Origin of the sequence: Falsiroseomonas sp. (genome assembly GCF_030695085.1) — a bacterium.
Taxonomy (GTDB): domain Bacteria; phylum Pseudomonadota; class Alphaproteobacteria; order Acetobacterales; family Acetobacteraceae; genus Falsiroseomonas.
Window position 1 is genome coordinate 25,139 of record NZ_JAUYTS010000064.1, and the last position, 19,057, is coordinate 44,195.

The 19,057-nt window shown below is 71.1% G+C and carries 18 protein-coding genes; 14 read left to right on the forward strand and 4 right to left on the reverse strand.

The genetic code is table 11. From position 1 onward, the window contains the following. The 4 genes from Q8S40_RS07910 to Q8S40_RS07925 are packed head-to-tail and all read left to right on the forward strand — an operon-like array spanning position 1 to position 3,811. On the forward strand, positions 1-1,044 hold the full coding sequence (locus Q8S40_RS07910; RefSeq protein WP_305669947.1) for a glycosyltransferase family 4 protein: 1,044 nt from the start codon (positions 1-3) through the stop codon (positions 1,042-1,044). Continuing rightward, positions 1,044-1,919, forward strand: a complete 876-nt coding sequence (locus Q8S40_RS07915; protein ID WP_305669948.1) for a class I SAM-dependent methyltransferase — start codon at positions 1,044-1,046, stop codon at positions 1,917-1,919. The genes Q8S40_RS07910 and Q8S40_RS07915 overlap by 1 nt, the downstream gene beginning before the upstream one ends. 1 nt (position 1,920) lies before the next feature. Continuing rightward, positions 1,921-3,183 carry a 3-oxo-tetronate kinase gene (otnK, locus tag Q8S40_RS07920; protein WP_371136815.1) on the forward strand — a complete coding sequence of 421 codons (1,263 nt, stop codon included), beginning with the start codon at positions 1,921-1,923 and terminating at the stop codon, positions 3,181-3,183. Next, the gene (locus Q8S40_RS07925; protein WP_305669949.1) at positions 3,176-3,811 is read left to right on the forward strand and encodes an aldolase; all 636 of its coding nucleotides are present in this window, start codon (positions 3,176-3,178) and stop codon (positions 3,809-3,811) included. Before otnK ends, Q8S40_RS07925 begins: the two co-directional genes overlap by 8 nt. 1 nt (position 3,812) lies before the next feature. Here Q8S40_RS07925 and Q8S40_RS07930 read toward each other — a convergent pair whose 3' ends face one another. From Q8S40_RS07930 to Q8S40_RS07945, 4 genes are all read right to left on the reverse strand, one after another. Continuing rightward, positions 3,813-4,283: a GNAT family N-acetyltransferase gene (locus Q8S40_RS07930; protein ID WP_305669950.1), complete on the reverse strand. Its 471-nt coding sequence runs from the start codon at positions 4,281-4,283 to the stop codon at positions 3,813-3,815. Positions 4,284-4,359: 76 nt separating this feature from the next. After that, the gene (locus Q8S40_RS07935) at positions 4,360-5,322 is read right to left on the reverse strand and encodes a hypothetical protein (protein ID WP_305669951.1); all 963 of its coding nucleotides are present in this window, start codon (positions 5,320-5,322) and stop codon (positions 4,360-4,362) included. A gap of 318 nt (positions 5,323-5,640) precedes the next feature. Continuing rightward, positions 5,641-6,771 (reverse strand): bifunctional 2-methylcitrate synthase/citrate synthase, encoded by a 1,131-nt coding sequence (locus Q8S40_RS07940; RefSeq protein ID WP_305669952.1) that lies wholly within the window; start codon positions 6,769-6,771, stop codon positions 5,641-5,643. A gap of 78 nt (positions 6,772-6,849) precedes the next feature. Next, the gene (locus tag Q8S40_RS07945) at positions 6,850-8,391 is read right to left on the reverse strand and encodes an MmgE/PrpD family protein (protein WP_305669953.1); all 1,542 of its coding nucleotides are present in this window, start codon (positions 8,389-8,391) and stop codon (positions 6,850-6,852) included. Positions 8,392-8,535: 144 nt separating this feature from the next. Between Q8S40_RS07945 and Q8S40_RS07950 the strand changes: the two genes are divergently transcribed. The 10 genes from Q8S40_RS07950 to Q8S40_RS07995 all read left to right on the forward strand — a co-directional run bounded on the left by Q8S40_RS07950 (position 8,536) and on the right by Q8S40_RS07995 (position 19,056). Beyond that, positions 8,536-9,438, forward strand: coding sequence for a LysR family transcriptional regulator (locus tag Q8S40_RS07950; RefSeq protein WP_304811394.1), 903 nt, complete (start codon positions 8,536-8,538; stop codon positions 9,436-9,438). Between the two features lie 57 nt (positions 9,439-9,495). Then, a complete protein-coding gene (locus tag Q8S40_RS07955) occupies positions 9,496-9,846 on the forward strand; it encodes a hypothetical protein (protein ID WP_304811396.1) in 351 nt (116 codons plus the stop codon). A 116-nt stretch (positions 9,847-9,962) separates the two neighbouring features. Continuing rightward, positions 9,963-10,145, forward strand: coding sequence for a hemin uptake protein HemP (gene hemP / locus Q8S40_RS07960; protein WP_304811397.1), 183 nt, complete (start codon positions 9,963-9,965; stop codon positions 10,143-10,145). Positions 10,146-10,227: 82 nt separating this feature from the next. Further along, positions 10,228-12,243 carry a TonB-dependent hemoglobin/transferrin/lactoferrin family receptor gene (locus Q8S40_RS07965; protein WP_305669954.1) on the forward strand — a complete coding sequence of 672 codons (2,016 nt, stop codon included), beginning with the start codon at positions 10,228-10,230 and terminating at the stop codon, positions 12,241-12,243. An 18-nt stretch (positions 12,244-12,261) separates the two neighbouring features. Next, positions 12,262-13,290, forward strand: coding sequence for a hemin-degrading factor (locus tag Q8S40_RS07970; RefSeq protein ID WP_305669955.1), 1,029 nt, complete (start codon positions 12,262-12,264; stop codon positions 13,288-13,290). Then, on the forward strand, positions 13,287-14,156 hold the full coding sequence (locus Q8S40_RS07975) for a hemin ABC transporter substrate-binding protein (protein ID WP_305669956.1): 870 nt from the start codon (positions 13,287-13,289) through the stop codon (positions 14,154-14,156). Before Q8S40_RS07970 ends, Q8S40_RS07975 begins: the two co-directional genes overlap by 4 nt. Next, positions 14,156-15,238 carry an iron ABC transporter permease gene (locus tag Q8S40_RS07980; RefSeq protein ID WP_305669957.1) on the forward strand — a complete coding sequence of 361 codons (1,083 nt, stop codon included), beginning with the start codon at positions 14,156-14,158 and terminating at the stop codon, positions 15,236-15,238. Before Q8S40_RS07975 ends, Q8S40_RS07980 begins: the two co-directional genes overlap by 1 nt. 16 nt (positions 15,239-15,254) lie before the next feature. After that, positions 15,255-16,043 carry a heme ABC transporter ATP-binding protein gene (locus Q8S40_RS07985; protein ID WP_305669958.1) on the forward strand — a complete coding sequence of 263 codons (789 nt, stop codon included), beginning with the start codon at positions 15,255-15,257 and terminating at the stop codon, positions 16,041-16,043. Positions 16,044-16,084: 41 nt separating this feature from the next. After that, a complete protein-coding gene (locus Q8S40_RS07990; protein ID WP_305669959.1) occupies positions 16,085-17,818 on the forward strand; it encodes a ShlB/FhaC/HecB family hemolysin secretion/activation protein in 1,734 nt (577 codons plus the stop codon). A gap of 29 nt (positions 17,819-17,847) precedes the next feature. Further along, positions 17,848-19,056 (forward strand): CoA transferase, encoded by a 1,209-nt coding sequence (locus tag Q8S40_RS07995; RefSeq protein ID WP_305669960.1) that lies wholly within the window; start codon positions 17,848-17,850, stop codon positions 19,054-19,056. The last annotated feature ends 1 nt before the right edge of the window (position 19,057 follow it).

A 19,057-nucleotide genomic window follows, 5' to 3' on the forward strand; every position in this document is an offset into this window, starting at 1 on the left:
TTGGACATCGCCTTCCTCGTCCCCGCCCCCCTCGATGCCATCTCCGGCGGCTACGAATACGACCGCCGGCTGGTGGCGGGCCTGCGTGCGCTGGGCCATGGCGTGCAGGTGATGGAACTGCCGGGGGCGCATCCGCAGCCGGATGACGCCGCGCTGGCGGGTGCCCGTGCCGCGCTGCGTGCGCTGCCGCAAGGCGCGCGGCTTGTCATCGACGGCCTCGGGCTGCCCGCCTTCGAGTCCTCGCTGGATGAACTGGAACAGCGTGGCGCGATCGGGCTGATCCATCACCCGACGGCGCTGGAGCACGGCAATCCCGGCCCGGTGCGCGATGCGCTGCGCGCGGCAGAGGCTGCGATTTTCCCGCGCCTCGCCCGCCTGGTCGCCACCAGCCCACTGACCGCCCGCCGCCTGCCGCCCGAATTCGGCGCGGAGGAAGCGCGCATCGGCGTGGTGGAACCGGGCACGGACCCGGCGCCGCGCAGCACGGGTTCCGGTGGCCCCGGCTGCGCCATCCTTGCCATCGGCACGCTGGTGCCGCGCAAGGGGCATGACGTGCTGCTGCGCGCGCTGGGCGGGCTTTCCGATCTCGACTGGACGCTGACCATCGCGGGCAGCCCGCGTGACAAGGTGCATGCGGATGGGCTGCTGGCGCTGGTGGAAGAACTCGGCCTGACCAGCCGCGTGACCTTCGCCGGCGAGGTTTCGGGCGCGCAGCTGGATATGCTGTGGGCCGGCGCCGACCTGTTCGCGCTCGCCACCCATTGGGAAGGCTACGGCATGGCCGCGGCGGAAGCCCTGGCGCGTGGCGTGCCCGTCGCCATCACCGCAGGCGGCGCGATCGCGGAGGTGGTGCCGGTGGAGGCCGGCGTGATCTCCCCGCCCGGCGACCACGTCTCGCTCGGCAAGGCGATGCGCCGCGCGATCTTCGACACCGACCTGCGCGCCGAAATGGCGGAGGCCGCCTGGAAGGCTGGCCAGAAACTGCCGCGCTGGGAGGATCGCGCCGCCGCCTTCCTCGCCGAGATCGAAAAGGCAGCCGCCTGATGGCCGAGAGCTTTGACGGTGATTGGCTGGAACTGCGCGAGCCGCATGATTCCGCCGCCCGCAACCCGGACCTCGCCGCCGCATTGGCACAGGCGCTGCCGGCGCGGCCGCGTATTCTCGACCTCGGCGCCGGCACCGGGTCGCTGCTGCGCTGGCTGGCGCCGATGATCGGCCGCGCCCAGGCCTGGACGCTGGTGGATGCGGATGGCGGGCTGCTGTCGCGCGCCTTCACCACCACCGCAGATTTCGCCGAGGACCAGGACTGGCGCGCCACCTATGCCAACCGCAAGACGCTGCTGGTGCATGCGCCCGGCGGCGCATGGCGGGTGGAGGGGCTGATCGCCGATCTGCGCGACGCGCCGAAGGGGCTGCCGCTCGGCCAGGTGGATGCGGTGGTGAACACGGCGCTGTGCGACCTGGTCTCGGCCGATTGGGTGGCACGCATGGCCGCGGCCTGCGCGAAGCACCGCCTGCCCTTCTACGCCGCGTTGAACGTGACGGGGCGGGAGCGTTTCGACCCACCGCATCCGGCCGATGCGCTGGTGGCCCGCGGCTTCGCCCGCGACCAGCTGCGCGACAAGGGTTTTGGTGGCATCGCACTCGGCGCCCGCGCACCCGCCATCATCGCCGAGGCCTTCGCAGCCCATGGCTATGCCGTGCAGCGCGCGGCGAGCGACTGGCGGATTCCGCGCCACGACCCGCTGATGGTGGCGGAGCTTGCCAGCGGCCATGCGCGTGCCGCCATGGGGCAGCTGCGCCGCGAACGCCACCGCCTCCTCGACTGGGCGGTGGACCGCCGCGCCCAGGCCGGGCTATCGCGGCTTTCCGCCCGCATCGGCCATGCCGACATCCTCTGCCTGCCGCCCAAGGAATAGAATGATGCCCCTGCTGCTCGGCTGCATCGCTGATGACTTCACCGGCGCCACCGACCTCGCCTCCATGCTGGTCAAGAACGGCATGGCGACGGTGCAGGTGATCGGTGTGCCCACCGGCCCGCTGCCAGAAGCCGATGCCATCGTCATCGCGCTGAAGTCGCGCACCACGCCGGCCAGCGAGGCCATCGCCGAAAGCCTGGCGGCGGCGGAGGCGTTGCTGGCGGCCGGGGCGACGCAGCTGTTCTTCAAATACTGCTCCACCTTCGACAGCACCGATGCCGGCAATATCGGCCCGGTGGCGGATGCGCTGCTGAAGCGGCTCGGCGCCGGCTTCGCACTCGCCTGCCCCGCCTTCCCGGCGAATGGCCGCAGCATCTACCAGGGCCATCTGTTTGCCGGCGCGCATCTGCTGAACGAAAGCGGCATGGAGAACCACCCGCTGACGCCGATGCGCGACCCGAACCTGGTGCGCGTGCTGAGCCGGCAGACGGAAGGCTCGGTCGGGCTGGTGCCCTTCTCCGTGGTGGAACAGGGTGCCACGGCAATCCGCCAGGCGATGACGCGGCTGGCCGAGGGCGGGCGCCGCTACGCCATCGTCGATGCCGTGACCGATGCGCATCTGGTCTCAATTGGCGAGGCTGCGGCGAAGCATCCGCTGATCACCGGCGGGTCCGGCATCGCCATGGGCCTGCCGGCCAATTTCCGCGCCCAGGGCCTGCTGCCGCTGCGCCCGGATGCGGCGGCTCTGCCGCCAGCGAAGGGGCTGTGCGCCGTGGTGGCGGGAAGCTGCTCCCGCGCCACCCTCGGCCAGATCGGCTTCGCCCGGGACCACGCGCCGGTGCTGGAGCTGGATGCGCTGGCCACGCCGGATGCCGCCGCTCTGGCGGCGCAGGCGCTGGCCTGGTGCGAGGGCAAGCTCTCCGCCGAGCATCCCGTCGTGATCGCTGGCAGCGCATCGCCGGAGAAGGTGGCGGCCTTGCAGGCGAAGCTGGGGCGGGAGGCGGCCGGCGCGCTGGTGGAACAGGCGATGGCAACAGTGGCGCAGGGGCTGGTCGCGCGCGGCGTCGGGCGGCTGGTGGTGGCGGGTGGCGAGACCTCCGGCGCCGTCGTCTCCGCGCTGGGCGTGCGGACGCTGCGGATCGGCGCGGAGATCGACACGGGCGTGCCCTGGACGTTTGCCGAACCTGCAAACATCCACCTTGCGCTCAAATCCGGCAATTTCGGCGGGCGCGACTTCTTCCTGAAGGCGTTCCAGCATGTCTGAGGACGCCGCGCGCACGCAGCTCGCCGAACTGGCGCGCAGCCTGTTCGACCGCGGCTACAGCGTCGGCACCGCCGGCAACATCAGTGTGCGGCTGCCGGATGGCTACCTGATGACGCCGACCAATTCCTGCCTCGGCCGGCTGGACCCGGCGCGGATCAGCAAGCTCGGCCCGGATTGGGCGCATCTGTCCGGCGACAAGCCTTCCAAGGAAGTCTTCCTGCATCGTGCCGTGCTGCAGGCGCGGCCGGAGGCGGGGGCAGTGGTGCATCTGCACTCCACCCACGCCACCGCCATCTCCTGCCTGACGCCTGAGGGCGCGGACGCGCAGATCCCGCCGCTGACGCCGTACTTCGTCATGCGCATCGGCCGCCGCCTGCCCTGCGTGCCCTACTACCGCCCGGGCGATGCGGCGATGGAGCCCGCGGTGCATGAAGCCGCGCGCGCCGCCAAGGCGCTGCTGCTGGCCAACCACGGCCCCGTGGTTTCCGGCGCCACGCTGGTGGATGCGGTGCATGCGGCGGAGGAGCTGGAGGAAGCCGCACGGCTCGCGCTGCTGCTGCGCGGCGTGCCGGGCGTGCGGGCGCTGAATGCGGCGCAGGTGGACGACCTGCTGAAGACCTTCGGCTGAACTACAGCGAGGCGCCCGGGTCCAGCCGCACCACATAGCTGCGCCAGTCGGCGCGCGTCGCGATGCGCTCATACAAGGCGATGGCCGCGACATCGCCCTCTGGCACGATCCAGCGCAGATGGCTCCAGCCACGCGCCTGGCCCTCGGCGATGGCGGCCGCGATCAGCGCGCGGGCAATGCCCCGGCCGCGTGCTTCCGGCCGCACGAAAAGATCATCCAGGTTGCCGCAGATTCGCGCGAAGACAACCTCCGGCAGGTCGAACAGGATGGCGAAGCCGAGCGCGCGACCTTCCGCATCCTCCGCCAGCAGCACCTCCGCCGCCGGATGGCGCGCCAGCAATGCCGCCTGCGCCTCCGGCGTCGCGACCTCTGCGCCGGAGAGCACGCCGCGCATCTCCTGCGCATAAAGCGCGAGCAGTGGCGCCAGGCGATGGCGCTGGTCGCGTGGCAAGGGGGCGATGTGCGGGGTCATGCAGGCATGTTCCAGACATGAAAAGGGCGCCGCCCGCAAGCGGACAGCGCCCTTTCGCTGGTAGGGACCGAGAGGCTTAGGAAGCGGCCTCGGGCGTCGTCGCCGGTGCCTCGGCGGCAGCAGCGGCGGCGGCGGCGGCCTTCTTCGCGGCGCGGGTCGCAGCGCCCTTGCGGGCGGCTTCCGAACGGGCGGAGGTGGCGGCCTTGGCAGCGGCGGTCGGCGAAGGCTTGCGCGGTGCGGCGGCCTTCTTCGGTGCAGAGGCCTTGCGCGGCGCGGCGGCGCGGGCGGCAGGCTTCTTCGCGGTCGCTGCCTTCTTCGGCGCAGCGGCCTTGCGCGGCGCGGCGGCGCGAGCGGCCGGCTTCCTGGCCGATGCGGCCTTCTTCGGTGCTGCGGCCTTGCGGGCGGCGGGCTTCTTCGCGGCGGCGGCCTTCTTCGGCGCAGCCTTCTTCGGCGCGGCGGCCTTGCGGGCGGCGGGCTTCTTCGCGGCGGCGGCCTTCTTCGGCGCGGCCTTCTTCGCGCTTACGGCCTTCTTCGGCGCAGCCTTCTTCGCGGTCGCGGCCTTCTTCGGCGCGGCCTTCTTCACGGCGGCAGCCTTCTTCGGCGCGGCCTTCTTCGCGGCCGGCTTCTTCGCACTCGCGGCCTTCTTCGGCGCAGCCTTCTTCGCGGCGGGCGCCTTCGCCGCCGGCTTCCTGGCGGCCGGCTTCTTTGCCGTCTTGCGGGCAGCGGCCATCGCCATCGGCTGGGCGCGCGGTGCGGCCTCCTCCGTCGCGATCGTGTCGTTGATGTCGGTCATGGTGATCTGGGTCTCCGCTTCAGTTCCGGTGAATGGTGTTCCGCTGGTGCTGGCGAGGCTGCCTGGCTGGCGCCACACCGCACCCCACAAAGTCAGGTTGGAGCACGCGGTTCCGCGGTCGGCACGAAACCGGTATCGCGCCGTGCCACTGCTGCCGCGATCCGCGTCACGCCGGCACCCGCCATGCGACGGTGCGGGACGCGGCGTGCGCTGCACGATCCTTTGCCCCACGAGCCTGCGGTCCATGGACCGATCCTTCCTGCTGCGTGCTCCGTTGTCGTGCTGCGCCGGTTCTGCGTCGCCATGCGGCAGCGAAGCCCCTGCGCGAATCGCGTCAAGCGATGCGTGCAATGCCACGCTATCCGTGCGCGCAACCTGCCTGTCAAACGGAATCGCACGAAAGCCGTGCAGAGTTGTGCATGTGCTGTGCAGCAAGGGTGGCGATGCGGTGCATCCGCGTTACCCGAAGCGCGTCCGTAACGCGCCGGATCAGTCTGTCGCACCGGCTTTCACCGGTGCGCGAAAGCAAACCGCGCCGGCTTTCACCGGCGCGGCAGGATTGCATTAACCCCTTGCGGCAAGCGACGGGACGGCACGCTGCTCGACACCCGTGTAGTGCGACAGCGGGCGGATCAGCCGGTTGTCGGCCGCCTGTTCGAACACATGCGCCGCCCAGCCGGTGATGCGGGAGCAGACGAAGATCGGCGTGAACATCGGGATGTCGAAGCCCATCAGGTAGTAGGCAGGACCTGCCGGGAAATCGAGGTTGGGGTGGATGTTCTTCCGCTCCAGCATCTGCTTCGCGAGCACCCGGCTGGTCTCCATCCAGCGCCGGTCGCCGACGACCTCCGCCATCTTCTCGGCGTATTTGGTCATCGTGGGGACGCGCGAGTCACCGCTCTTGTAGACGCGATGCCCGAAGCCCATCACCAGGGCGCGGTGGTCGAACTTGCCTTCCAGCCAGTCCACCGCCGCCTCCGGGCTGCCCACTTCCTTCAGCATATGCATCACGGCTTCGTTGGCACCGCCATGCAGCGGCCCCTTCAGCGCGGCGATGCCGGCCGCGATGGCGCCGTGGATGTCGGCGCCGGTCGAGGTGACCGTCCGCGCCGTGAAGGTGGAGGCGTTGAAGGTGTGCTCGGCGTAAAGGATCATCGACACGTCGAAGGACTTGATCACCTCCGGCTGCGGCACCTTGCCGAAGACCAGGTGGAAGAAGTTCTCGCAGTAGGGCAGCGACGCATCCGGCTCGATCGGCTCCAGCCCCTTGGACAGCCGGTTGGCGGCGGCCACCGCGGTCGGCGCCTTGGCGAACAGGCGCATCGCCTTGCGGCGCTGGGCGGCGTCGGAGACGTCGGCCGATTCCGGATCCTCCATGCCCATGAAGGACACGGCGGTGCGGATGGCGTCCATCGGGTGGGCGTCCTTCGGGAAGTCCCGCAGCACGCGCAGCAAGGCGGGGGACAGCGCACGGTTCGCGCGTTCCTCCGCCCGGAAGGCCTCAAGCTGCGCGGCGGTGGGAAGTTCCCCGTGCCACAGCAGATAGGCCACCTGTTCGAAATCCGTCTCCTCGCACAGATCCTGCACGGCATAGCCGCGATAGGTCAGGCTGTTGGTCTCCGGCATCACCTTGGATACAGCGGACACATCGGCATAGACGCCGACGAGGCCCTTGTAGATGGTCGGCTCGGTCATTGGGTTTCTCCGTGTTGCGGCGGGGGAGCAGCCGGATTGCGCCGGCCGGCTCCCTGTCATTCCTCTCCGCGGGCGCGGTCAGAAGATGCCCGGCTTGGAATCCGCCAGCGTACCCGCCGGCAGCACCACGTTCAGGCCGGGAAGCTGCTCCGCCGTCAGCTTCGGCAGGTCCTGCACCAGTTCCAGGAAGCGGTTCTGTTCCCGCGTCGTGATGATGCCGTCCGTCAGGATGCGGAACTTGTTGATGTATTCGTCGCGGCCGAAGGGCCGGGCGCCGTTCGGGTGGGCATTCGCCACGCCCAGCTCATCGACCAGCTTCGAGCCATCCTTCATCAGGATCTCGACGCGGCCACCGAAGGACAGCTCCTCCGGATCGCGGGAGTGGTACTTGCGGGTCCACTCCGCATCCTCCGTGGTCTCGATCTTGTGCCACAGGCGGACGGTGTCGGCGCGGCTGGCGCGCTTCGGCGCGTAGCTGTCCACATGGTGCCAGGTGCCGTCCTGCAGGGCGACGGCGAAGATGTACATGATGGAATGATCCAGCGTTTCCCGGCTCGCCTTCGGGTCCATCTTCTGCGGGTCGTTGGCGCCGGTGCCGATCACGTAGTGGGTGTGATGCGACGTGTGGATGATGATCTTCTCGATCGCCTCCATGTCCTGGATCTGCTCCCGCATCCGGAAGGCCAGGTCGATCAGCGCCTGGGACTGGTATTCCGCCGAATGCTCCTTGGTGTAGCTGTCGAGGATCGCGCGCTTGCCCTCGCCGGTCTCGGGCAGCGGCACCTCGTAGTACACCGGGTCGAACACCGTCTTGCGGCCCTTGCTGTCGGCCTGCGTGCGGCCCGAGAGCACCCAGGCGATGACCGAGTCCTCGCCTTCATAGATCGGGCTCGGCGCACCCTCGCCGCGCATGCAGCGGTCCACGGCTTCCACCGCCAGCTTGCCGGCATGGGCCGGGGCATAGGCCTTCCAGGAGCTGATCTCGCCCTTGCGGGACTGGCGGAAGGAAACGCTGGTATGCAGCGCCTGCTGGATGGACTGGAACACCACCTCCTGCTTCAGGCCGAGCAGCGTGCCGATGCCGGCGGCGGCGGCAGGGCAGAGATGGGCGATGTGATCGACCCGATGCTCATGCAGGCAGATCGCCTTCACCAGGTTGATGTGCAGTTCGTAGGCGGTCGCCAAGCCACGCACCAGGTCGCGGCCGGACCGCCCCATCGCCTGCGCCACGGCCAGTACAGGGGGGATGTTGTCGCCGGGGTGGGAGTAGTCGGCGGCCAGGAAGGTGTCGTGCATGTCGAGCTCGCGCACCGCCGTGCCATTCGCCCAGGCCGCCCATTCGGGGGAGACGGTAGCGCCGGACTTCACGCCGAACACCGTGGCGCCGCCCGCCTTCTTGGCGTGGCCCAGCGCCATGCCGCGGGCGGAGACGACAGGGCGGCGGTTGATCGCGGCGATCGCCACGCTGGCATTGTCGATGATCCGGTTGATGATCATCGCGGTGGTGTCCTTCGGCACCGCCACCTTGTCCGTCGCCACGCCGGCCATCTTCCAGGCGAGCTGGTCCTCGCGCTTGAGCAACGCCTTGGAGGGGTGGACCTTCACCGGGTGCATCTTCATGCGTCTTGTTCCTCGATCTGCCGTGCAAATACCTGCGTCGGGTCTTGTGGACCGCGCGACCGTCATCGTCCATTCCGATTGGCATGACAACGCGATAGGGTTTCCGTATCGCGCAAGGCAGACCCGCCCAAGGGTGAACCCACCATGGATTTCCGTCTGGTCCGACGCCTCGGCCATTTCCTCGCGGTGGCGGAGGAAGGGCATTTCGGCCGCGCCGCCGCACGGCTCGGCATTTCGCAGCCGCCGCTGACGGCGCAGATCCAGGCGCTGGAACGCGAACTCGGCGTGCGGCTGCTGGACCGCACCGGCAAGGGCGCGCGCCCGACCCGCGCGGGGGAAGCGCTGCTGCCGCTGGCGCGACGACTGGCGGAAGGCGCCGGGCAGCTGGAACAGCTCGCCCGTGAATTGCGCGCCGGGCGGCATGCTCCGGTGGCACTCGCCTGCGTCACCTCCGCATTGTTCGACTACCTGCCGCCGCTGGTACGCGGCCTGCAGGCCGCCCGTCCCTCCTCCGCCATCGCGGTGCGGGAGATGGACACGGCCGATGCGGTGGAGGCGCTGCGCCGGGGCGAGGTGGACCTGGCGCTGCTGCGGCTGGAGCGGGACCGCCACCCGGTGCGGCTGCGCAGCCTGGGGCGGGATGTGCTGGCCGCCGCCCTGCCCGCCGCGCATCCGCTGGCCGATGGCGAAGGGCCGCTCGACCTGGCGGCGCTGGCGGATGAGCCGATGCTGGTGCTGCCGCGCGCCATCAGCCCGGCCTATTCGGATGCCATGGTCGCCGCCTGCCGCGACGCCGGATTCGCACCGCGCGCGGAACGCGAAGTGGGCTCCGCCATGGCACAGCTCGGCTTCGTCGCGGCGGGGCTCGGCGTGGCGCTGGTCTCCGCCGGCATGGCCCGGCTGCGCCCGCCCGGAGTCGCCTTCCGGGCGCTGGCCGGGCCGATCCATGCGGTCGGCGTGGCGCTTGCCTGGAATGCGGAGCGGGAGACGGAGGCGACGCGGCTGGCGCTGACCCTGGCCGATTCCCTGTTCCCGCAGCCGCTGTAACAACAACAGGCCGGGACCACCGCAGACAAAGCCTGATGAATGCGCTAACCGGTCATCATGGACCTATCACCTGAACAGCTCCGGTCGGCCCGCGCGGCGGGCTGCGCCTTCATCCCCGCCACCGATGACCAGGTGGCCCGTCTCACCATGCAGCGGCGCATCTTCCGCATCGATGGCGTGCCGCATCTGGCCCAGCGCGCCGATAGCGGCTTCTACGAGACGCATGGCACGCTGACGCCGCTGCTCGGCGCCGCCGCCGGGGAGGTCGCGGCCCCGCCGCCGGAGACGCTGCAGGAAGCCGAGGCAGCCGATGCCTCCGCCACCCTGGCGCTGGCCGCCGAGAGCCGTGGTGGCCGCGGTGCGCAGGTGATCCGGCGCGGCCGGCCGCGCAGCCCGCGCGGCGGCTGAACGCTCGGCGCCAGGATACGGGCGCCGGGAAACCGGCGCCTGACACCACGCCCGCTATTGCGAATGACTCTCACTTGCGGTATCTGCCTCGGGCCACTGTCCCGATGGACCCCAGCATGACCGAACCCGCCGCAGCGCCCGGGGAAACCGCCGCGATCAGCGCCACCGCCAGCCAGGATGCCGCACGGGTCCAGAGCACGGACCTGCTGCGCGGCAACCGTGAACTGCTGATCCAGCATCATGGCGACACCTACCGCCTGCGTCTGACCAGCAACGACAAGCTGATCCTCACCAAGTAACCGCCCTTTCCCGCCAAGCCAGCCCGACGCGCCCGCCGACGCCGAAGCCAGCCAGGCCCCGATCCTCCCTCGGAGCGCCCTCATGGCCGACCGCCGGCTCGCCTCAGCCCAGATTACTGCTGCCATCATCGCCCTGGCCGCCGCAGGCCCCGCCGCGGCGCAACAGGCCGCGCCCACCGGCACGGCGGTCACGCCGCTGGATGCCATCACCACCACCGCCACCCGCACCCGTGCCGTCTCCGGCGATGTCGCCGCGCCGGTCACCGTGGTGGGGCGTGAGGAGATCGAGCGCCGCGACGCGCGCAGCGTGATCGACCTGATCCAGGATATTCCCGGGGTCGAATCCTCCGGCGCGCCGCGCACCACCGCCTTGCAGCCCACCATTCGCGGCCTGGGCGATGCACGCATCGTGCTGCGGACGGATGGCGCGCGGAACAATTTCAACGCCGGCCATCGCGGCCGCACCTTCGTGGACCCGGATCTGCTGCGCCAGGTCGAGGTGCTGCGCGGCCCGGCCTCCACCCTGTACGGCTCCGGCGCGCTGGGTGGCGCCATCTCGCTGCGGACGATCGAGGTGGAGGACATCCTCCGGCCGAGTGCGAGCTTCGGCGGCACGCTCGGCGCCGGCTGGCAGAGCCAGGGGAGCGGGCCGCGCGGCAGCCTGGCGCTGGGCGCACGGGCCGGTGACTTCACGGTGCTCGGCGCCATCGCGGGCTTCACCAACAACAACTTCACCGATGGCGCGGACAACACCATTCCCTATACCGGGGACAATGCGACCTCGCTGCTCGGCAAGCTGGGCTGGAATCCGGGCCACCACCGCTTCCAGCTCTCGGCGCTGCGCTTCCGGGACGACCACCAGATCCCGATCTCGGCCAATACCGCCACCACCACGGGCATCACGGATCGCGACACGGTTTCGGAAAACCTGTCCTTCCGCTGGTCCTATGAGGATCCGGCCAACCCGCTGTTCAACCCGCAGGTGGTGCTCTACCGCACCCATGTCGACCTGACGGAGCAACGCCTGACGGGCGCGCGGGTGCGCGACCGGACGGAGCTGACCACCATCGGCATCGACGCGCAGAACACCTCCCGCTTCAACCTCGGCCCGACCCGCCACGCGCTGACCTTCGGCACGGAGATCTACCGGGACGAGCAGGAAGGCACCGCCAATGGCGCGCCGCGGGCGCAGTTCCCCTCCGCCGAGCAGTCCATCACCGCCTTCTTCATCCAGGATGAGATCGGCTTCGGCAATTTCACCCTGACGCCGGGCGTGCGCCTCGATCGCTTCGAGCAGGAAAGCCCGGATGGGCAGAACGACCGGGATTCCGAACGTGCCTCCCCGCGCGTCTCCCTCGCCTGGCAGGTGACGCCCTGGCTGCAGCCCTATGTCAGCTATGCCGAGGGCTTCCGGGCGCCGTCGCTGACCGAGCTCTATGTCGGCGGCCAGCATTTCCCGGGCAACAACTTCATCCCCAATCCGAACCTGCGGCCGGAAGTGTCCCGCAACAAGGAAATCGGCGCCAATCTCCGCTTCTCGGACGTGTTCCAGGGCGGCGACCGCCTGCGCATCCGCGTCGCCGCCTTCCGCAACGACGTGGATGACTTCATCGAGCAGACCGTGCTGCGGACCACGACGGTCTCCGCCAATGTCGACAAGGCCCGGATCGAGGGTGTCGAGGCGGAGGCGCAGTATGATGCGGGCTTCTGGTATGCCGGCATCGGCGCCGCGGCGCTGAAGGGCGACAACCGCGACACCGACCAGCCGCTGGCCTCCATCCCGGCGCATCGCGTGACGCTGTCAGGCGGCTACCGCTTCCTCGATCACGGCGTCGTGGTCGGCGGGCGCATCACCGCGACGGCGGAACAGGACCGCGCGCCGAATGTGCCCGGCGTGGCGCAGCGCACCAGCGGCTACGGGCTGCTCGACCTGCATGCCTCCTGGACGCCCAATGCGGCGCCGAATGTCCGGCTCTCGGTGGCGATCGACAACGTGTTCGACCAGGCCTACCGCCGCGCCAACTGGAACAGCGATCCGTCGCCGCCCTTCTACGATGTCGGCCGCAACATCCGCGGCGCCGTGCGCGTCAGCTTCTGATCCAGGGGAGACCAGGACATGCCCAGCCTCAACGAACGCTACGCAGAGCTGATGCAAGCCGGCCCAATCCGGGTGCGCGAGGCGGCGCAGCGCCTGGGAACGACGGAGGCGGCGCTGGTCGCCGCCGGCGTCACCAGCGCGGCGACACCCTTGAAGACCGATTGGGGCGCGCTGTTCGCCGCCATGCCGCGGCTCGGCGGCATCATGTGCCTGACGCGCAACGAGCATGCGGTGCATGAGCGACATGGCCGCTTCGTCGATGTCTCCTCCGGCCCCGGGCATATCCTGGTGCTCGGCCCGGATATCGACCTGCGGCTGTTCCCCGGCCGCTGGGCGCATGCCTATGCGCTGGGTGGCGAGCGTCCCTCGATCCAGATCTTCGACAAGGACGGCAACGCCGCGCACAAGGTCTTCGCCACCGGCGAGACCGACAAGGCCGGCTGGGATGCGGTGGTCGCCGAATTCACCGCGCCGGCGGCCGCCCTGCCGCCGATGACCGCCGCCGAGCCTGCCGCGCGCGCCACCGAGACCCCGGTGGACCAGGCGAAGCTGCGCGAGGAATGGCAGGCGCTGCAGGACACGCACGACTTCATCACCCTGCTGCGCCGCCACAAGGCCAGCCGCCGCCAGGCGTTCCGTCTGGTGGGTGATGACCTGGCGCTGCGCCTGCCGCCTGCCGCCGCCGTGGCGACGTTGCAGCGCGCGGCGAGTGCCGAAGTGCCGATCATGATCTTCGTCGGCAATCGCAGCGCCATCCAGATCCACACCGGCCCGGTCGCAAAGCTGCGCGCCACGCCCGGCTGGTTCAACATTCTGGACCCCACCTTCAACCTCCACCTCCGCGAATCCGGCGTGGCCGAGGCGTGGCGCGTGGTGAAGCCGACCGCCGATGGCGACGTGACCAGCATCGAATTGCTGGATGCGGAAGGCGAGACGATCGCCATGATGTTCGGCGCCCGCAAGCCCGGCCAGCCGGAGCGGGAGGATTGGCGCGCGGTGGTCGCCGATGTCTCCGGCACGCCCTGGCCCGCCGAGCGCGCCGCGTGACGCAGCGCCGCACCCTGCTCGGCCTGGCCGCGAGCCTTCCCTTCGCCGGCCCTGCGCGCGCGGATGAAGCGCGGATCATCACCGTGGGCGGCGCGGTGACGGAGACCGTCTTCGCGCTCGGCGCCGGTTCGCAGGTGGTCGCGGTGGACAGCACCAGCCTGTTCCCCGCCGCCACGCGGGCGCTGCCGCAGGTGGGCTATCTGCGCGCCCTGGCACCGGAGGGCCTGGTTTCGCTCGACCCCGATTTGCTGTTGCTGTCCGATGAGGCCGGGCCGCCGCAATCCATAGCGGTGCTGCGCGCCGCCGGGGCGCCGGTGACGATGATCCCGGATGGTGCGGGCGCGGCTGCGGTGCGGCGCAAGATCACCGCCATCGCCAGGGCGCTCGGCCAGGATGGCGGCGCTCTGGCGGATGCGGTGGCGGCGGATTGGGCCGCGCTGGATGCGCCGATCGCGGCGCTGCGTCCGGTGCGGGCGCTGTTCGTGCTCTCTGCCGCGCGCGGTGCGCCGCTGGTCTCCGGCCGCAACACCCATGCCGATGCGCTGCTGGCCGCGGTCGGGGCGGAGAACTGCGTCACCGATTTCCAGGGCTACCGCCCGCTTTCGGCTGAATCCGCCGCGCAGCGCGCGCCGGATGTCATCGTCATGATGGAACACGCTTTGGCCGAGGCCGGCGGCGTCAATGGCGTGCTGCGCGCCACGGCGCTGGCTGTGACGCCGGCCGCCGCCGCGCGGCGCGTGGTGGCGCTGGAGGGGTCCTACCTGCTCAATTTCGGTCCGCGCGCGGCGCATGCGCGGCGCGACCTGGCTGCCCTTCTGCATCCCGGCGCCGGCCTTCCCACCCTGCCCGGCCGGCCCTGGGTGTGATGCACATCGCCCGCGTCGCGCCCGCCCTGCGGGTCCAGCCGGATCGCAGGCTGTGGGTGCTGCTCGGCGGCGTGGCGGTGCTGCTGGCGGCGATGGCCGCGGGCGTGCTGCTTGGCCCGGCGCGCATCTCCCCCGGCGGGCTGGGCGCGGTGCTGGCCCATGCGCTGGGGCTGGCCGATCTGCCGGAGGCCTTTCGGCGCGATGCGGCGGTGCTCGGCGTGATCCGCGCGCCGCGCGTGCTGCTGGCAGCGATCATCGGCGCGGGTCTCGGCGCGGCCGGGGCCGCGATGCAGGGGCTGTTCCGCAATCCGCTGGCCGACCCCGGGCTGATCGGCGTTTCGGCCGGCGCCGCGCTGGCGGCGGTGGCCGCCATTGTCTTCGGCGCCACGCTGTTCGGCGCGGCGGCCGGCGTGCTCGGGTTGTGGATGCTGCCGCTGGCGGCCTTCATCGGCGGGCTGGCGGCGACGCTGCTGATGGCCCGCCTCGGCAGTGTCGGCGGCGTCACTGGGGTGGCGACGCTGCTGCTGGCGGGTGTCGCGGTGAACGCCCTGGCCGGTGCGCTGACCGGGCTGCTGATCTTCACCGCCGATGACCGCCAGGTGCGCGACATCACCTTCTGGACCCTGGGCAGCCTGGCGGGCGCGCGGTGGGAACAGGTGCCGGTGGTGGCCGCGCTGGTCGGCCTGCCGACGCTCGGCCTGATCGCGCTCGCCCGCCCGCTGGATGCGCTGCTGCTGGGTGAGGCGGAGGCCTTCCATCTCGGCCACCGGGTCGAGGCCGTGAAGCGCGTGGCGGTGACGCTGGCCGCCGTCGCGGTGGCCGCGGGCGTCGCCTTCACCGGGCTGATCGGTTTTGTCGGGTTGGTGGTGCCGCATCTTCTGCGGCTCGGCTTCGGCTCCGGCCACCGGCTGGTGCTGCCGGGATCGGCGCTGCTGGGTGGCGCGCTGCTGGTGCTGGCGGACCTCGCCGCCCGCAGCCTGGCAGCGCCGGCGGAACTGCCGGTGGGCGTGGTGACCGCCCTGATCGGCGCACCCTTCTTCCTGTGGCTGCTGCGCCGTCGCGCCGCAGGCGCGTCACCATGATCTCGGAGGCGGGCGCATGATTGCCGCTCAGGGCATCGGCCTGAAGGCCGGCGGCCGTGCGCTGCTGGCCGATGTCTCGGTGGAGATGCGGCCGAGCGAAGTGCTGGTCCTCGCCGGCCCGAACGGCGCCGGCAAATCCACATTGCTGAAGATTTTGGCCGGGGAGGTCTCGCCCGGCGCCGGGCAGGTCAGCCTCGATGGCCGCCCCCTGCCCGCCTGGCATCCGCGCGACCTCGCCCGGCGCCGCGCCGTGCTCGGCCAGCATGTCGGCGTCGCCTTCCCGATGCTGGCGCGGGAGGTAGTGGCGCTCGGCCGCCTGCCCTGGCACGGCCATCCGGCGGAGACGGCGCGGGATGCCGAGGCGATCGCCGCGGCGCTGGAGGAGGCCGATGTGGCGCATCTGGCGCACCGCGCCCACGCAACGCTTTCGGGCGGTGAGCGCCAGCGGGTGCATCTGGCGCGCGCCCTGGCGCAGCTCGATGGCGCCGGCATGCCCGCCGCGCTGATGCTGGACGAACCCACGGCAAGCCTCGACGCCGGCCACCGTGCTGCGCTGCTGCGCCTGCTGCGCCGCCTGGCGCGGCGGGGGCTGGCAGTGCTGGTGGTGCTGCATGATTTGCAGGAGGCCGCCTTCGTGGCGGACCGGGTGGCGCTGCTGGAACAGGGAAGGCTGCTGGCCTGCGGCCCGCCGGAGGTGGCGCTGGATACGGCGCTGCTGGAACGGGTCTATGGCCTGCCCTTCCGCCATCTGCCGGGCCTCGGCCCGATTCCCATGCTTGCGGAAGGCGCGTTGACGCAGGGGTAGACGTTCCGTCAGGGTGATCGCGCAGAAGTTGCGGGATTCGGGTGAAGGCGGGGGCGTTGCAGGGCAATTCGAGAAGCCGTGCCTGCGCTGTCCTGGTCGCGGGATTCCTCGCCGGGCCGGCGCTGGCGCAAGCACCGCCGCCGCAGCCGGGGCTGATCGAGCGGGTCGCCCCCAGCCCTGCCCCCAGCCTTGGGCCGGCCCTGCTGCCGCCGGAACCGCTCGCCGCGACCGGCCCTGGCGCGCAGCGCCGGGTGCCGCTGGGCGCCGTGCGGATCGCCGGCAACACGGCGCTGCCCATCCCGGTGCCGTACGGCCTGGGCGGGCGCGAGGTTGCGTTGGCAGAAATCGAAGCCGCGCGCCTTGCCGTGCTCGCCGCCTACCGTGCTGCCGGCTTCGCCTATGTCGCGGTCGGCGCCAGCCTCTCGGCCGGCGCGGAGGGCCGTGCCGACCTGCTGCTGACGGTGACGGAGGGCTTTGTCGCCGCCCTGGCGCTGGAGGGCGCGATCGGCACGGCGGAACGCCAGGTGCGGCGCTTCCTGGAACCGTTGGTCGGCCAGCGCCCCTTGCCCCATGCCGCGCTGGAGCGCGCTTTGCTGCTGGCCGGCGACATTCCCGGCGTCACCGCCCGCGGCCTGCTGCGGCCTGTGGAGGGCGAGCCGGGGGCACTGGAATTGCTGGTGCGGTTGGAACGCCAGGCGCTGAGCGGCTTCGCAAGCCTCGATAATCGCGGCAACACGGCGACCGGCGCCTGGCAGGGGCTCGCGGTAGGCCAGTTGAACGCCTTCACAAGCCGCGGCGAGCGCACCGAGCTGGCGCTGTTCCAATCCGACCAGCACGGCCAAAGCTTCGGCCAGCTCAGCCATGAGATCTTCCTCGGCGCTTCCGGCCTGCGGCTGCGCGGCTTCGCGGGCGCCGGGCGGGCGGCGCCGGGTGGGGCGCTGGCGGCGCTGGGTTATGCCGGGGAGACAAGGGTGGCGGGGCTGGCGCTAAGCCAGCCGATCATCCGGTCCCGCCCGCGCAACCTGACGCTGACGGCGCAGCTTGATGCCTTTGAGAGCCTGGTGCGGCTGCGGGCCGGGGATGGCGCGCCGCGCGAGCGCGCCAGCCGGGATGCTGTGCGCGCCCTGCGGCTGGGGGTGGATGGTGAGGTCCGGGATGCCTGGCTCGGCTTCGCCCCTGCCGCCGCGACCAGCACCGCCAGCCTGCGCCTGCATCGGGGGCTGGAGGTGTTCGGCGCCAGCAGCGGCAGCCACGGCACCAGCGCGCGGTTCGGCAGCGATTTCGGCTTCTTCCGCGCGGTGGCGGAGGCGACGCGGCTGCAGCCGCTGTGGCAGCCGGCGGAAGGCTGGATGATCTCGGCCTTTGGCGCGGGCGCCCTGCAATGGGCGGATGATGCGCTGCCGCCGGCGGAGAAGTTCTACCTCGGCGGCAACCGGCTGGGCCGCGGCTTCTTCGCCGGGCAACTGGCAGGCGACCGTGCCATCGCCGGCAGCCTGGAGCTTCAGGCGGCCACCCACCTGACCCTGCCCTGGTCGGCCGATCCGCGCGGCGCGCAGTTCTACCTGTTCCGCGACGAGGCTCGCGCCACCGACAACCGCAGCGATGTGGGCGCGCGGCGTCTCGCCTCCTGGGGCGGCGGGGTGCGGCTACAATTGTCGGAGCAAGCGCAGATCGAGATCGAAGGCTTGCGCCGAATCACGCGCCAGCCGGAAGGCACGGGTGTGCGTGCATTGGATGAGGGGGCGGTGTTTACCCGCCTGCTGATCCGGTTCTAAACCACCCGGGCACTTACCGGGGGTTTCACATGGCGGGCTTTCTCAGCGATCTCCGGGTGGTGGAAGTCTCCGCCTTCATCGCGGCGCCGATCGGCGGGATGACGCTGGCGCAGATGGGCGCGGAGGTGATCCGCATCGACCCGATCGGCGGCAATATCGACTATCGCCGCTGGCCGCTGGCCCCCACCGGGACCTCGCTCTACTGGACCGGCCTCAACAAATCGAAGCGCAGCGTGGCGCTGGCGCTCAACAAGCCGGAGGGGCGGGAGATTGCCCGCGCGCTGATCTGCGCCCCCGGTGAAGGCAGCGGCATATTGCTGACCAACCTGCCCGCCAGCGGCTGGATGAGCCATGCGGAGCTGTCCAAGCATCGCGAGGACCTGATCATGCTGCGCCTGACCGGCAACCATGATGGATCCGGCGCCGTGGACTACACGGTGAACTGCGCCAGCGGCTTCCCCACCGCCACCGGGCCGGGGGGCGAGCCGGTGAATCATGTGCTGCCGGCCTGGGACATCGCCGCGGGGCTTTACCTGTCCACCGGCCTGCTGGGCGCCGAACGCGCGCGCCGCAAGGACGGCAAGGGGCGGGAAGTGACGCTGGCGCTGTCTGATGTGATGCTCGCCTCCGTCGCGACGCTCGGCTACGTCGCCGATGTGCAGGTGAATGATTCGGTCCGCCCGGCCATGGGCAACGACCTGTACGGCGCCTGGGGGCGGGATTTTCCGACGAAGGATGGCCGGCGGGTGATGGTCTGCGCCATCTCCAACCGGCAATGGGCCGCGGTCGGCAAGGCCACGGGCCTGACGGACAAGATCGCGATGATCGGCCCGATGCTGGATGTCGACCTGAACGATGAGGGCGGGCGGTTCGAAGCGCGCCACGCCATCAATGCCGTGCTCGCCCCCTGGTTGGCCCGGCACACGCTGGCGGAGATCGGCGAGGCCTTCGCCGGCACGGGCGTGTTGTGGGGGCCGTATCAGGATTTCGGGCAACTGGTGCGGGAGGATGCGCGCTGTTCCCCCGCCAACCCGATGTTCACCACCATCGCCCAGACTGGCGTGGGCGACATTCTCGCGCCCGCCGTGCCGCTGGGTTTTGCCGAACGCGCCCCCGCCGCGCCGGCGCCCCGGCTTGGCGAACACACGGAACAGGTGCTGGCGGAAGTGCTCGGCCTCACCACCTCCGCCATCGGCAAGCTGCATGATGCCGGCACCATTGCCGGCCCGAAGGAGTAGG